Source organism: Gordonia sp. NPDC003425, from assembly GCF_053588635.1.
Genome location: NZ_JBSFQI010000007.1, coordinates 90,735 through 104,391, shown reverse-complemented (window position 1 = coordinate 104,391; position 13,657 = coordinate 90,735). Strand labels below are relative to the sequence as shown.

The 13,657-nt window shown below is 67.0% G+C and carries 12 protein-coding genes; 10 read left to right on the top strand and 2 right to left on the bottom strand.

Annotated elements, in window-relative coordinates:
• Nucleotides 1-20: 20 nt before the first annotated feature.
• Nucleotides 21-287, top strand: a complete 267-nt coding sequence (locus ACWDTD_RS10815) for a hypothetical protein (protein ID WP_449747104.1) — start codon at nt 21-23, stop codon at nt 285-287.
• On the opposite strand, the gene ACWDTD_RS10810 is transcribed toward ACWDTD_RS10815, so the two are convergent.
• Nucleotides 233-1,201, bottom strand: coding sequence for an SMP-30/gluconolactonase/LRE family protein (locus tag ACWDTD_RS10810; protein WP_449747103.1), 969 nt, complete (start codon nt 1,199-1,201; stop codon nt 233-235). The two genes, ACWDTD_RS10815 and ACWDTD_RS10810, sit on opposite strands and share 55 nt — an antisense overlap.
• A gap of 155 nt (nt 1,202-1,356) precedes the next feature.
• Between ACWDTD_RS10810 and ilvA the strand changes: the two genes are divergently transcribed.
• Nucleotides 1,357-2,760: a threonine ammonia-lyase IlvA gene (gene ilvA, locus ACWDTD_RS10805; RefSeq protein WP_449747102.1), complete on the top strand. Its 1,404-nt coding sequence runs from the start codon at nt 1,357-1,359 to the stop codon at nt 2,758-2,760.
• Nucleotides 2,761-2,979: 219 nt separating this feature from the next.
• Here the strand turns inward: ilvA and treZ are convergent, their stop codons facing one another.
• Entirely contained in the window at nt 2,980-4,944 is a 1,965-nt protein-coding gene (treZ, locus tag ACWDTD_RS10800; protein ID WP_449747101.1) for a malto-oligosyltrehalose trehalohydrolase, read from the bottom strand.
• 233 nt (nt 4,945-5,177) lie between these two features.
• Here treZ and ACWDTD_RS10795 point away from each other — a divergent pair, with 233 nt between their 5' ends.
• Genes ACWDTD_RS10795 through ACWDTD_RS10760 form a run of 8 tightly spaced genes read left to right on the top strand, consistent with a single transcriptional unit; the run spans nt 5,178 to nt 13,653 of the window.
• Nucleotides 5,178-6,008 (top strand): MlaE family ABC transporter permease, encoded by an 831-nt coding sequence (locus tag ACWDTD_RS10795; protein WP_449747240.1) that lies wholly within the window; start codon nt 5,178-5,180, stop codon nt 6,006-6,008.
• 2 nt (nt 6,009-6,010) lie between these two features.
• Nucleotides 6,011-6,877 carry an ABC transporter permease gene (locus ACWDTD_RS10790; protein WP_449747100.1) on the top strand — a complete coding sequence of 289 codons (867 nt, stop codon included), beginning with the start codon at nt 6,011-6,013 and terminating at the stop codon, nt 6,875-6,877.
• A 10-nt stretch (nt 6,878-6,887) separates the two neighbouring features.
• Complete coding sequence (locus ACWDTD_RS10785) at nt 6,888-8,219, top strand: MlaD family protein (RefSeq protein ID WP_449747099.1); 1,332 nt, start codon at nt 6,888-6,890, stop codon at nt 8,217-8,219.
• Nucleotides 8,216-9,250 carry an MCE family protein gene (locus ACWDTD_RS10780; protein WP_449747098.1) on the top strand — a complete coding sequence of 345 codons (1,035 nt, stop codon included), beginning with the start codon at nt 8,216-8,218 and terminating at the stop codon, nt 9,248-9,250. The genes ACWDTD_RS10785 and ACWDTD_RS10780 overlap by 4 nt, the downstream gene beginning before the upstream one ends.
• Nucleotides 9,247-10,236 carry an MCE family protein gene (locus ACWDTD_RS10775; protein ID WP_449747097.1) on the top strand — a complete coding sequence of 330 codons (990 nt, stop codon included), beginning with the start codon at nt 9,247-9,249 and terminating at the stop codon, nt 10,234-10,236. The genes ACWDTD_RS10780 and ACWDTD_RS10775 overlap by 4 nt, the downstream gene beginning before the upstream one ends.
• Nucleotides 10,230-11,366, top strand: a complete 1,137-nt coding sequence (locus tag ACWDTD_RS10770; protein ID WP_449747096.1) for an MCE family protein — start codon at nt 10,230-10,232, stop codon at nt 11,364-11,366. The genes ACWDTD_RS10775 and ACWDTD_RS10770 overlap by 7 nt, the downstream gene beginning before the upstream one ends.
• Nucleotides 11,363-12,496 (top strand): MlaD family protein, encoded by a 1,134-nt coding sequence (locus ACWDTD_RS10765; protein ID WP_449747095.1) that lies wholly within the window; start codon nt 11,363-11,365, stop codon nt 12,494-12,496. Before ACWDTD_RS10770 ends, ACWDTD_RS10765 begins: the two co-directional genes overlap by 4 nt.
• On the top strand, nt 12,484-13,653 hold the full coding sequence (locus tag ACWDTD_RS10760) for an MlaD family protein (RefSeq protein WP_449747094.1): 1,170 nt from the start codon (nt 12,484-12,486) through the stop codon (nt 13,651-13,653). Before ACWDTD_RS10765 ends, ACWDTD_RS10760 begins: the two co-directional genes overlap by 13 nt.
• Nucleotides 13,654-13,657: the final 4 nt, after the last annotated feature.

Below are 13,657 nucleotides of genomic sequence, written 5' to 3'. Positions count from 1 at the left end.
GATCGACCGAGGAGTGCAGGATGAGCGTGCTGACCGAGTCCGGGCTACCGTCGAGCCGCCCGGCACGCGCCGGCACTGTCGAGGTCGCAGGCATCAGCTGGCCCGCCTACAAGCTGCACGCGCTCGCCGCGGGTGTCATCGCCGCACTGGTCACGCTGGTGCTGACCCGAGACCTCCAGATCACCGCCTGGGCATCGGGCTCCGCATTGGTGTCGGTGTGGTGGGTGGAGCGCTACTTCGGAAACGCTGCCACCGAGCCGGGCGAGAACCCGCCCGGGATCTCATAGATCCGCCCGTCGAATCCGGCGCGGAACAGCCGACCCGCGGAGAAGCCGCGGTTGCCCCGGCCGTAGCTCACCACACTCGAGAGCGGCAGTCCCGACCCCAGCACGCAGTAGCGGCCGGGGGCGTCGATGCGGACGATCTCACCGGCGGCGTTGAACGGCACCACCGGACGGTCGGCGGCATCGAGGGTGAGTCCGTCGGGTGCGGCGAGGGCGTCGGGTCCGCCGAGGGTGAGCAGACTCTGCACGAACCCCGGATTGCGCGTGGAGATACGGCTCACGCCGGGGTTGGTGAATGTCCGTGACACATAAAGGAAGCTGTCGTCGCGATTGAGTACCGCTCCGTTCGCGCTCGGCAGCCGGCCCCAGTCCGGTTGGCTCACCCCGTTCGGGAAGATGCGCCCGATGAGGTTGCCGAAGTCGTTGGTGGCGTACACGACGCCGTTCGCGGCCACATCCATTCCGTCGGCCGCCGACAATCCGGACACCCAGGGGCGAAATGCCAGCGTGTTCACGTTGAGCCGGCCGATGGCACCCGGGCGGATCGCATCGCCCAGAAACACCCGTGGGTCGGAGCCGTACCCGACGAGCAGGGTGCCGTCCGGTGTCCACGCCAGAGCGCCGGCACCTCCGCTGGGCACCTTCGCGATCGGGACGGCGGGCCCGCCGGGTGCGTCGAGGCGGAACACCCGGCCGCTCACCAGGTCGGTGGTGTAGAGCCTGCCGGCCGCATCGACGGTGAGGCCTTCGAGGGCGGCGCCGGGCACCGTACCGACCAGCCGGGCCGGTGCGCCGCCGCCGGCGCAGACCGGGGCCGCTGCGGCCGGTCCGGCGGTGGCGGTGGCAATCAGACATGACGCGGCGGCGGTGCCCAGGGCTGCGGCGAGGGAGACGAGACGGGAGAGACGTCGGGGCATGCCGACCTCCTGCGGTTCGGGTGCCGCGCACCGGGCAGATCCGGCTCCGGCTGTTCGACGCGGAGTGCCCGACGATTGCGGCGGCTGATGAGGTGGACCGAAACCGATCCTACGTCGGTCGGCCCACCGCTCGTGGCTCTTCGCGGGGTGAGAGCATGGAGGGCGTGAGTACGCAGCACGTCACCGACCATCAGCGGGGTGCGATCCCCCCGGAGTCCGCGCTATCTGCCGACGCGATCGAGAGCGCGGCGACGCGGATCCAGTCGGCGGTCGCGCGTACCCCGCTCGAGGCGTGTCCACGCCTGTCGCGTGACGTCGGGGCGCGCGTGCACCTCAAGCGTGAGGATCTGCAAACGGTTCGGTCGTACAAGATCCGGGGCGCCTACAACGTCATGGCCCAATTGTCCGCCGAGGAGCTCGCGGTGGGGGTGGTGGCCGCGAGCGCCGGCAATCATGCGCAGGGTGTCGCCTACGCGTGCCGCGTGATGCAGGTACCCGGCCGGATCTACGTGCCGACCACCACGCCGAAGCAGAAGCGTGACCGAATCCGTTGGCACGGGGGCGATTTCGTCGAGCTGATCGCGGTGGGCGACACCTACGACGCGGCGGCGGCGGCGGCGCAGGACGACGTGATGCGCACGGGCGCGGCGTGGATTCACGCCTTCGACGATCCGCGCACCGCCGCAGGTCAGGGCACCATTGCGTTCGAGATGGTCCAGCAACTCGGACGGGTGCCCGACGTGGTGGTGGTACCCGTGGGCGGCGGTGGCTGCCTGGCCGGGATCGCGACGTACCTGCGTGCCCGTTCGGAATCGGTGGCGATCGTGGGTGTGGAACCGACGGGTGCGGTGTCGCTGTCGGCGGCGCTCGTCGCCGGCGGTCCGGTGACACTCGATTCGATCGACCCCTTCGTCGACGGGGCCGCCGTGAAACGGATCGGTGCCCTCGGCTACGGGGTGATGGCCGAGATGCGGGCGAGCGTCACCGACCATCCGGTGGTGCGTGAGTTCGCCGCGGCCGGAGGGACGGCGGCACCCGTGCTGCCCGACGAACCCTTCACGCCAACTCCCGGATCGACCCGGATCATGCACGTCGACGAGGGTGCGATCTGCTCGACGATGCTCGACCTCTACCAGAACGAGGGCATCATCGCCGAGCCCGCCGGCGCGCTGGCGGTGACCGCGCTGGCGCGCCTGCAGATCCCGTCGGACGCCGACGTGGTGTGTCTGGTGTCCGGTGGCAACAACGACGTCTCCCGCTATGGGGAGATCATCGAGCGGTCACTCGTGCATCAGGGGCTCAAGCACTACTTCCTGGTGGATTTCCCGCAGGAGCCGGGCGCGCTGCGTCGTTTCCTCGACGAGGTGCTCGGCCCCGACGACGACATCACCCTGTTCGAGTACGTCAAACGCAACAACCGCGAGACCGGGGCGGCCCTGGTCGGCGTGCAACTCGGCGCACCCGAGGGGCTGGCCGAGCTGATGGATCGGATGGCGCATTCCCGGTTGCACTGCGAGCGCCTCGAACCCGGCTCCCCGGCCTACCGCTACCTCACCTGAGGTTCGCGGTCTGCCGTGCCGCGGCGGAGGGCACGCTCGACGCGGATCTGGGCACGCTCGACAGGGATGTGGGCACGCTCGACGCGGATCTGGGCACGCTCGACAGGGATGTGGGCACGCTCGACGGGGATCTGGGCACGCTCGACAGGGATCTGGGCACGCTCGACAGGGATGTGGGCACGCTCGACGCGGATCTGGGCACGCTCGACGGGGAGTGTTCTATGTTCGGGTGCCGACGACGACGTTGTGTCCGGGACTGCGGAGGCCCCCGCCGGTGATCTCGGGTTCGGCCCAGCTCAGACTCGGGCTCACCGCCAGCGGGACGTCGACGGGATCGGATCCGAGTAAACACACCACCGTCCAGTCGCCGCGATGCATCGCGAACCAACCCGCCGTCTCGTCGTACTCGACCGACACGCCGGCGAACGTCGAGTCCGTGAAATCCTTGTGGGCCTTGCGAAGTGCGATCAAGGCCCGGTAGAAGTCCAGGACTCGGGCATGATCGGGTGCCCCACGTTCGTCCCAGTCGAGCCGTGAATCGATGAAGGTCTGCCGATCCTGCGGGTCGGGGATTTCCTCGGTGTTCCATCCGTGTGCGGCGAACTCGGAGCGTCGCCCCGTCCGAACCGCTTCGGCCAGTTCGGGTTCGGGATGGGACGTGAAGAACGCGAAGGGTGTCGAGGCGCCCCATTCCTCGCCCATGAACAGCATCGGGGTGAACGGTGAGAGCAGCACGAGCGCAGCCTTGATCGCCAGCTGACCACCCGAGAGATAGGCGCTGGGCCGGTCGCCGATGGCGCGGTTGCCGATCTGATCGTGATTGCACGTGTAGGCCACCAGCGAGGTGGCGTCCACCAGGTTCGTCGGGATCGGCCTGCCGTGGTGGCGGCGTCGGAACGACGAGTAGGTTCCGTCGTGAAAAAAACCGCCGCGCAACACTTTCGCCAGCGCAGCCAAGCTCCCGAAGTCCCGGTAGTAGCCTTGCGTTTCGCCGGATACCACCGTGTGGATCGCGTGATGGATGTCGTCGTCCCACTGCGCGGTGAGGCCGTAGCCACCGACGTCGCGGCTGACGATGAGTCGCGGATCGTTGAGATCGCTTTCGGCGATCAGCGACAGCGGCCTACCCAGCTGCGCCGACAGGGCGTCGGTGGCGATCGCCAAGGCCTCGAGGATCGGCACCGCCCGATGATCCACCAGCGCGTGCACCGCGTCGAGCCGTAACGCGTCGATGTGAAACTCGGCGAACCAACGCAACGCGTTCTCGAGAATGTAGCTCCGCACGGCGTCGGAATCGGGTCCCGACAGGTTGATGCCGTTGCCCCAGCCCGTATCGGCGGCGCTGAGATACGGACCGAAATCGGGCAGGTAGTTACCCGACGGCCCCAGGTGGTTGTACACGACGTCGAGCACCACGCCCAGGCCGCGGGCGTGGCACGCGTCGACAAATCTCACCAGGGCGTCGGGTCCGCCGTAGGCCTCGTGTACCGCATACCAGTCGACCCCGTCGTAGCCCCAGTTGTAGACCCCGTTGAAGGCGTTGAGCGGCATGAGTTCCACGAAGTCGACACCGAGATCCACGAGGTCGTCGAGACGCTCGATGGCGGTGAGCAGGGTGCCGCCGGACGTGAAGGTGCCGACATGCATTTCGTAGATCACCGCGCCGTGCACCGGGCGTCCCCGCCACTGCGTGTCGGTCCACATGGCCTCGTCGACACGGTAGAGCGCGGAGAGTTCGTGCACGCCGTCGGGTTGGCGGACCGTACGCGGGTCGGGCAGCGTCTTCGTGGTGGTGACGGACGTACCCGAGGTGTTCGCATCGGACTCGTGGTCGCCGGACGCCGTGTCGGTGTCGGGCTTGTCGAGGCGGAATCCATAGCGACGCCCGGCGGCGTCGTCGCGATCGTCCGCGCACGTCGGGTCGGCCATCCACCAGCCCTCGGCGTCGGGATCGGGCAGCATCGGTGTCTGCGGCCCGTCGGCCGAATCGGTGACGATCCGCACAGCAACCGCCTCGGGCGCCCACACCCGTAACTCCGAGATGCGGCGGGGTGGGGAAAACGGTGTTGCCTCGGGTCCGGTGCGGCGGTTCGCGCCACTTTGGTCGGTCGACCCAGTTATCGTGACACCGTCCTCGCCAGAAACGCTGACGACGGACTCGGGACCACGCGTCGGTTCGGTCACCACTCCCACGGTAAGCGGCAACGGGGGGAGGCGCAGACCCGCCCGAGTGTGACCCGTCGCACAAATGGGGTCGTGAAGAGATGTATATTACCGCGCAGTAGATTCGCGCCGGAGTTGACGAGGAGGTCGGTCGCTGGGTGTCCGCGTCACGCGCGACGTGACGGCTGTCGAAACTGTCGGGGGTTTGTGATGAGCGAGGTCGAGCGGTGAGTGCCGATACGGCGACCCGCGACGTGGCCGCGGGCCGGCAGGCGCGCCGCAACGGTGTGATCGCCTGGTTCAACGATCACATCGTCGCGTCCTTCGACACCTTCGGCCGCCAACTCGGCATGTTCGTGGAGGTGTTCCGCACCCTGGTGGTGGACATCGCGCGGCGGCGGTTTCCGTTCGGCGAGTTCATCCGTCAGTGCGCGTTCATGGCGAGCACCTCGGTGTTTCCCACGCTGCTGGTGGCCATCCCCATCGGGGTGATCGTGTCCATCCAGGTCAGCAACATCGCCGGCCAGATCGGCGCCACCTCCTTCGCCGGTGCGGCCACCGGCCTCGGTGTGATCCGGCAGGGCGCGCCGCTGGTCACCTCCTTGTTGCTGGCGGGAGCGGTCGGGTCGGCGATCGCCGCCGACCTGGGCTCGCGCACCATCCGCGACGAGATCGACGCGATGCGGGTGATGGGTGTCAATCCGATCGAACGCCTCATCTCGCCGCGGCTGCTGGCCACCATGGTCGTGAGTTTTCTGCTGTGCGGCTTCGTCTGCTTCGTCGGATTCATCACCGGCTACGTCTTCAACGTCTACTTCCAGGGCGGCACCCCGGGCAGCTACACCGGAACATTCGCGTCGTTCGCGTCGGTCGCCGACCTCTCGTTCGCGCTGATCAAATCCGTCATCTTCGGCGCGATCGTGGCGATCGTCGCCTGTGACCGGGGGCTGTCGACGAAGGGCGGACCCGCGGGCGTGGCCAACTCGGTGAACGCGGCGGTGGTGAACTCCGTGCTCTTGCTGTTCACGGTCAATGTGGTGCTCACCCAGCTCTTCGCGATCCTCGTCCCGGCGAAGGTGGTGTGAGCATGGCCGCGTCGCGGTACACGCCGCCGATCCTGCGCCCGTTGGCGGCCGCCAAGGTCGTCTACCGGGCACCGCGCGACGGTGTGGCAGGCATCGGGCATCTGATCACCTTTCTGGTGCGCTCCATCGGCGCGGTGCCGCTTGCGTTCACGCACTACCGCAAGGAGGTGTGGCGGCTGCTCTCCGACGTGGCGTGGGGCAACGGCGCCATCATCGTGGGCGGCGGCACCGTCGGGGTGATGGTGATCCTCGGCATCATGGGCGGTGCCACGGTGGGTATCGAGGGATACACCGCACTGAACCTGCTCGGCATGTCCCCGGTGACCGGCGGCTTGTCGGCCTTCGCCACCACCCGCGAGATCGGACCTCTGCTCGCCGCAACGGCGTTCACCGCGCAATCGGGCTGCCGATTCACCGCGCAGCTCGGGTCGATGCGGATCAGCGAGGAGATCGACGCACTGGAATCGATCGCGATTCGCCCGCTGCCGTACCTGGTGACCACCCGCATGTCGGCGGCGGTGCTCGCGATCGTCCCGCTCTACTCGGTGTCGCTGGCCGCCAACTACATCGCCTGCCAGGTGATGTTCCAACTGCAGAGCGGACAGGGTGCGGGCAACTATCTGGCGTACTTCGACTCCTTCATCAGGTCGCAGGACGTCGTGTTCTCCTTCATCAAGGTGATCGTGTTCGTACTGCTGACCACGTTCGTCCAGTGCTATTACGGCTACTTCGCCTCGGGCGGACCCGAAGGCGTCGGGGTGGCCGCGGGCCACGCCATCCGGTTGGCGATCATCGTCATCGTGTTCGCCAATCTCGTGATGACACTGGTCTTCTGGGGGCTGTCGTCCGGAGTCAGGATCTCGGGATGAGGGGGCCGCGATGAACATCGCCACGGGTGGACGCGACCCGTCGTTGACGACCTACGTGCTGCGTGGACTGGTGTTCCTGGTGGTCCTCGCTGCGGTGTTCGTGCTGTTGTTCATGCGTTACCAGGGCGCGTTCACCTCCACCGTGCCCGTCACCGCGTCACTCTCGGACATCGGTGACGGGCTGGTCGATGCCGCCGACGTCCGCTACAACGGCCTGATCGTCGGTGAGGTGAAAGCGATCCGGCTCTCCGACGACATCGGGCGCGGCGGTGTACAGCTCAAACTCGTCGACATCGACATCGCGCCGGCCCAGGCGTCGGGGATTCCGGCCAATGTCACGGCGCGGACGGTGCCGTCGAACCTGTTCGGGGTGAACTCGGTCGAACTGGTGCAGCCCGCGCAACCCGCGTCGGCGCGCCTGACGGCCGGCACAACCATCCCGGCCGATCAGACACTGGCCACCATCAGATTGCAGGACGCGCAGAACGAATTGCGCACCCTGCTGCAGGCGGTACCGCCCGAGCAACTCGCCGACGTGCTCGGCACGCTGGCTGACGCCCTGCGCGGCGGTGGTGCGGTCTTCGGAACCTTTGTGCCACTGCTGAACAACTACTTCGAGTCGATCAACGCGAAGTTCCCGCCGGGGGACCCCGGAGGTTTCGACAACTTCAACCGTTCGGTCCAGGGACTCGCCCAGTCCACCCCTGCGCTCCTGGATACCTTGGGGCGCAGCGTGATCCCCGCGATGACCATCGCGCAGCGTCAACGCGACATCACCGCGCTGCTCGTCGCGGCCCAGGACATCACCGATCAGGCGCAGACCCTGTTCGCGCGCAACGGTGACGTCGGTAAGCGCATCGTGCCCGACCTGAACACCACGCTCGGCGCGGCCGTCCTCGAGCCCGATGCGCTGCCGCAGGCGTTGACCGCGTTGTCGACCCTCGCGGGCAAGGCGATCACGGTGTTCACCGGCACCAACGGACACGTGCAACTGAATCTGGGCCTGAGTTTCGGTGCGTTCAATCGCTACACGAGGCAGAACTGTCCGGTGTACAACGGAGGGCCCTACGGTCAGCTGCGTGGTCCGGGCTGTGTGGGACCGGGAACCGGCACCGGACCCACGAGTTCAGGGCCTCTGATGATCTATCCGTCTCCGATGCGCGGCGTCTCCCCGGCCGGGATGGTCACCACCGGCACCGACGAGCACACGTTGCGCACCGCGCTCAACCGGGCGCCCAACGCCGCCGACACGTTGATGCTGGGTCCCCTCGTCCAGGCGGCGTCGGTCACCACCGCGTCAGGTACGGCACCGGGCGCCACACCACAGGGGGGTGGACGATGAGCGTCGGGAATTCCTCGATTCGCAAACCGCTGATCGGCTTCGCACTGTTCACGGTCGTGGCGCTGTTGCTCACCTACATCATCTATTCCACGCTGGAACGATCCGTGCCCGGAAAGACCCACGGTTACACCACCTACTTCACCGACGCGTCGGGACTGCACACCGGTGACGACGTGCGGATGGCGGGCGTCCGGGTGGGTCGTGTGTCGAGCATCGATCTCGACTCGGGCCGCGCCCGCGTCGTGTTCGACGTCAGCGATTCACAGCCGATGTTGACCACCACCAAGGCGTCCATCCGGTATCAGAACCTCATCGGACAGCGCTATCTCGAGCTGTCCCTGCAGCCCGGCGCCGAGGGTGCCCCGCTTCCCGCCGGATCGACGCTCAAGGTGCCCGCCGAGGATTCGTTCGACGTGACCAAGCTGTTGGCCGGTTTCCAGCCGGTGTTCGACACGCTCAAACCCGAGCAGGTCAATTCACTGTCGAACGGGTTGTTGCAGGCATTCCAAGGCAACTCGGTCTCGTTGAGCACCACGGTCGCCGAGGTCGGTCGCCTCGCCGCCGACATGTCCGACCGGGACGCGGTGATCGGGGCGATCATCAACAACCTCAGCGGCGTGATGCGCGATCTCGCGCTGCAGGGCGATCAGGTGGGAACCGTCATCGCGAGTGTCAGCACTCTGATCAAGAATCTCAACGCCAATTCGGCAGCCTTCGGACGTGCGGTCACCCAGGTCGGCCAGACCGCGGCCGGCTTCGCCGACGTTCTCACGCGCAGCCGCACCGACCTCGTGGCCGCGTCGAACAACACGCAGGTGGCCACCAACGAGCTCATCGCGAACGGAGCCAAACTCGATCAGACGGCCCGGATTCTGCCCGGCTTCCTCGCGCTGCTGCCCAAGACGATGCAGGACGGCGCCTACCTCAACATCTATTTCTGCGATCTCGACATCTCGTTCGGCAACGTGCTGTTCCCGCCCGGACTGATCAACAAGATCGGCGGGACCCGATTCTCGGATGTGTGCCGATGAGCCGGATACGACGCAGCTATTCCGCCCACCGTCGGGCATGGCTCGGCGTCGCCGGCGCCGTGGTGATCGTCGTGGTGCTCGTCGGCGTCTCCGGCATCGCCGGCGCCCATCTCGGCAAGAAAACCTACGTGGCCGAGTTCGCCCAGGCGGGAGGCATCCGGCCGGGCGACAAGGTGCGGGTTGCGGGAATCGACGTCGGCGAGGTCAGCGACACCCAACTCGACGGGAACCACGTCACGATCACGATGAAGGTCGATCGCGACGTGAACGTCACCTCGAACGGTTCGGCGGAGATCAAGCTGTCCACCCTGCTCGGGCAGCGCTACATCGATGTGCGCCAAGGTGATTCGCCACAACCGGCACCCGACGGCCGGATCGTGCGGACAAGCGTGCCCTACGACCTGCAGAAAACGCTCGAGAAGGGCACCCCGGTGATCGCGGGCGTCAACGACGAGGATCTCGCGCAGAGCATCCGGACGCTGAATCAGCAGCTGGCCGGCGCGCCGGCCATCGCGAAGCCCACCATCGACTCACTGACACAGATGTCGCAGATCATCACCGATCGACGTGACCAGATCACCCAGCTTCTCGCCGACACCAAGTCGGTGACCGCAGTGGTCGACGACTCCCAGACGCAACTGTCGCTCATCGTCGGTCAGGGCCGTCAACTCGCCGACAAGATCATCGCGCGTGAGGCCCTGGTGACCAGAATGCTCGACGGCATCGCCTCCCTCACCGAACAGGCACGCGCGGTGGCGGCCGAGAACCGCAACACCTTTGCCCCGATTCTGATGAACCTCAACACGATCAGTCAGGGGTTGCAGAAGAACCGCGACAACCTCCGCAAGCTCCTGCAGATTCTGCCGGTCAGCGCGCGCCTGACCAACAACATCCTCGGTAGCGGTCCGTATGCGACCAGCTATCTCCCGTGGGGGCTGTTTCCCGATAACTGGCTGTGTCTTGCACGGGTGGTGGACGGATGCTGACCGACATCGTCCGTGCGCGCGGGCACGGGGGAGTCCGCGGCCGGAGGCGGCCGATCATCTTCCTGGGCGTCACACTGCTCGCGGTGTCGCTGCTGTCGGGTTGCTCCCTGATCCCGGCGAGTTGGAAGGCGGCGTTCGGCTCGGCGATCGAGGTGACCGCATATTTCCCGAACGTGGCCGGACTCTATGAGAGCAACGACGTCTCGGTGCTCGGCATGCCCGTGGGTCGCGTCACCTCCGTGCAGCAGGAGGGCAACCGGGTGAAGGTGCGGTTCACCGTCGACAAGGACGTCCCGATCCCGGCCGATGCCACCGCGGCCATCGTGAACACCTCCGTGGTCACCACCCGCCACATCGAACTCACGCCCACCTACTCCGGGGGCCCCAAACTCGCCGACAACGCGGTGCTCCGCGACGAGGGAAAAGCCCCGGTGTCGATCGACCAACTCTTCGATGCGGTTGACGGCCTGGTGAATTCGCTACGCTCCGAACAGCCGGGCGAGGGCCCCATCGCCGACATGGTGGATATCACCTCGGGCATCACCAGCGGCAACGGTGACCGGCTGCGCCTGGCGATCAACCAACTCGGCGACGCCTCGCAGGTGGTCTCGGGCAACGGTGATGCGATCGTCGACATCATCAAGACCATGCAGAGCCTTACCGCGACGCTGGTGGCCAACTATCCCAAGATGAAGGAGTTCTCGTCGTCGGTGAACTCGGTGGCCACCGTACTCGGACGACAGGCCCCCGGACTCGTCGCGACACTCGCCGACCTCAACCAAACCCTCACCAACACCACGGATTTCCTGCGCACCAACTCCGGCACCATCAGCACCTCGACCCAGCAACTCGCCGCGCTCGCCGAGAATCTGAGCGACTACTCGCGACAGGTGGTGGAGACCATCGATCTCGGACCGTTGCTGTTCCAGAACCTCGCCAACTCGGTGTCGGTGGAGCAGGGAGCCTGGCGGGTTCAGGCGCTGGTGGACAAATCCCTGATCGACGGTGAAGCGCTCAACACCTTCTGCCAGGCCATCAATCTTCAGAAGAACGGCTGCCGCACCGGGCAATTGAAGGATTTCGGACCGGATCTGGGAGTCTTCTCCGGATTGTTGGAGCTGAGCCGATGAGCGTCGACCGCCGAATCCACAGCCGCAGGTGGCGGGTGCCGACACTGCTCACCATGTTGGTGACCATCGTGATCGGGGTGTCCGGGTGTGGTTCGCTGCCCGGCCTGACCGTCGAACAGATACCGTTGCCCGCCCCGGGAAATATCGGCGACGGCATCACCCTGACCGCCACCTTCGCCAATGCGCTCAATCTCCCGTCGCGGGCCAAGGTGAAACTCAACGGCACCAACGTCGGCGAGGTCACCGACCTGCGCGCCGAGAACTACCGGGCCGTGGTGACGATGAAGGTCAGCAAGAACGCGAAGGTGCCGGTGGGCACCGGCGCCGAATTGCGTCAGGCCACCCCGCTCGGTGACGTGTTCGTCGCGCTGCTGCCCCCGACGCCCGCCTCCACCACCTACCTCGCCGACGGCGGGACCCTGACCGGCCCCACCTCTGCGGCCGCCACGGTGGAGGACCTGCTGGTGAGCCTGGCGGCGGTGACCGACGGCGGCACGCTGGGCTCGGCGCAGCAGATCATCACCGAGCTCTCGGCCGCGGTGTCGGCGGGTCCCGACACCCCCGCCGATCTGTCGGGGGCGATCTCCGGATTCACCACCGCGATCACCAAACTGAACCGCAACGCCGCCGAAGTCGACACGGCGCTGGCCAACACGCGGGTGCTCACCGGCCAGTTGTATGCCGGGCGCGCACAGATCATGGCGTCGATCAACAAGCTCGCACCGGCGATCGACGCCGTCAACAGCCAGATCGGACTCATCCTGACCACTGTCGACAAGACCAACACGGTGACCGCGGCCACCAATGACTTCCTCGCGGGCAACACCGAGAACGTCATCGACCTGATCGGGCATCTGCGTACGGTGGCCGAGGCGCTGCGCGCGGGTGCCCCCACGCTGGGTACGTTGTCGGACCGGCTGGCCGTCCTCGCGCCCAAGTGGGCGCACTCGGCGCAGGGCAACTCGGTTGCGCTGTCGTCGAAGCTGTACTGGCTGACCACCGGATTCGGCTTCGACAACGCCAGCAGGCTGCCCGAGTTGGCCGACGTGGACGAGGGCGCCCAGTCGCTGCAACAGACGCTCACCCGAATCCTCGCGCAGCTCACCGCGACCAAGGGGTGCTGCGGATGAGCGGCTGGCTGCGTAAGCACTCGATTCTGCTCGGCAACATCGCGCTGGTGGCCGTGATGCTGGTGGGGTTGGCCTACCTGGCCTTCGGCTCACTGGGGTGGCGGCCCCTGCAGGGCACCTATCAGCTCACCATCGACTTCCCCAGATCCGGCGGCCTGCAGCAGACCTCGCCGGTCACCCTGCGCGGCGCGCGCATCGGCGACGTCGAGGAGATCGCGGTGCAGCCGACTTCGGTGCGGGTACGTGTATCGATCGACGACAACGTCGAGATCAACCGCAATGCGGTGGTGTCGGCGCTCAGCCTGTCGGCCGCCGGCGAACAGTACGTCGACTTCGTGCCCCCCACCGCCGACGGACCGTACTTTCACGACGGCGACACCATCTCGGTCAACCAAACACACGTCACCGCACCGTTTCCCGCGTTGCTGGAGTCCTCGCTCGACGTGATCGACCAGATCGATCCCACGAAACTGCGCGACATCGTCGCCAACCTCGACGTCGCCCTGGTGTCCGACACCGGCACCAACGATCTGCACGCACTGTTCAACGCCGGCGGCGCGATCTTCGCCGACCTGTACCGGGTGCTGCCGCAGACCACCAAACTGATCTCGCAGACCGGCACGATCCTGGCCACCACCGCCGACATCCAACCCGACCTCGGCACCACGGTGGCCGCGGCCAGCACGATCGTGAACGCCGCGGTGGCCGCCGACGCGGAGATACGGACGCTGCTCGGTAGGGGACCCGCCCAGTTCACCAGCCTGGCCGGATCCCTCGGACAGATCCGCGACCCGGTGAGCGACGTACTCAAGCAGTTCGCCGACATCGCGCGCCAGGGCGCGTTGCGGGCACCCACCGTCGCGAGCCTGTTGCCGTCGATCCGCGACTCGTCGGGCACCGCCGGCGCCATGTTCCACGACGGCGCCTGGTGGGCGCTGGCCGCGATCTTCCCCCGGCCGTATTGCAACTACGCGGTCACCCCGATCCGGCCCACCAAGATCCTCGAATCGACCATTCCGACCAATCTGTACTGTGTCACCGAGGATCCGAACCAGCAGATCCGGGGATCGGCCAACGCGCCACGCCCCCCGGGCGACGACACCGCGGGTCCGGCGCCGGGCGCCGACCCGAACGAACGCACCGTCCCGCTGGGATGACCTG

Bases quoted from the DNA above. Each gene is read 5' to 3' on its own strand.
- ACWDTD_RS10815 (WP_449747104.1), top strand. From the start codon at position 21: ATGAGCGTGCTGACCGAGTCCGGGCTACCGTCGAGCCGCCCGGCACGC.
- ACWDTD_RS10810 (WP_449747103.1), bottom strand. From the start codon at position 1,201: ATGCCCCGACGTCTCTCCCGTCTCGTCTCCCTCGCCGCAGCCCTGGGC.
- ilvA (WP_449747102.1), top strand. From the start codon at position 1,357: ATGGAGGGCGTGAGTACGCAGCACGTCACCGACCATCAGCGGGGTGCG.
- ACWDTD_RS10790 (WP_449747100.1), top strand. From the start codon at position 6,011: ATGGCCGCGTCGCGGTACACGCCGCCGATCCTGCGCCCGTTGGCGGCC.
- ACWDTD_RS10785 (WP_449747099.1), top strand. From the start codon at position 6,888: ATGAACATCGCCACGGGTGGACGCGACCCGTCGTTGACGACCTACGTG.
- ACWDTD_RS10780 (WP_449747098.1), top strand. From the start codon at position 8,216: ATGAGCGTCGGGAATTCCTCGATTCGCAAACCGCTGATCGGCTTCGCA.
- ACWDTD_RS10775 (WP_449747097.1), top strand. From the start codon at position 9,247: ATGAGCCGGATACGACGCAGCTATTCCGCCCACCGTCGGGCATGGCTC.
- ACWDTD_RS10770 (WP_449747096.1), top strand. From the start codon at position 10,230: ATGCTGACCGACATCGTCCGTGCGCGCGGGCACGGGGGAGTCCGCGGC.
- ACWDTD_RS10765 (WP_449747095.1), top strand. From the start codon at position 11,363: ATGAGCGTCGACCGCCGAATCCACAGCCGCAGGTGGCGGGTGCCGACA.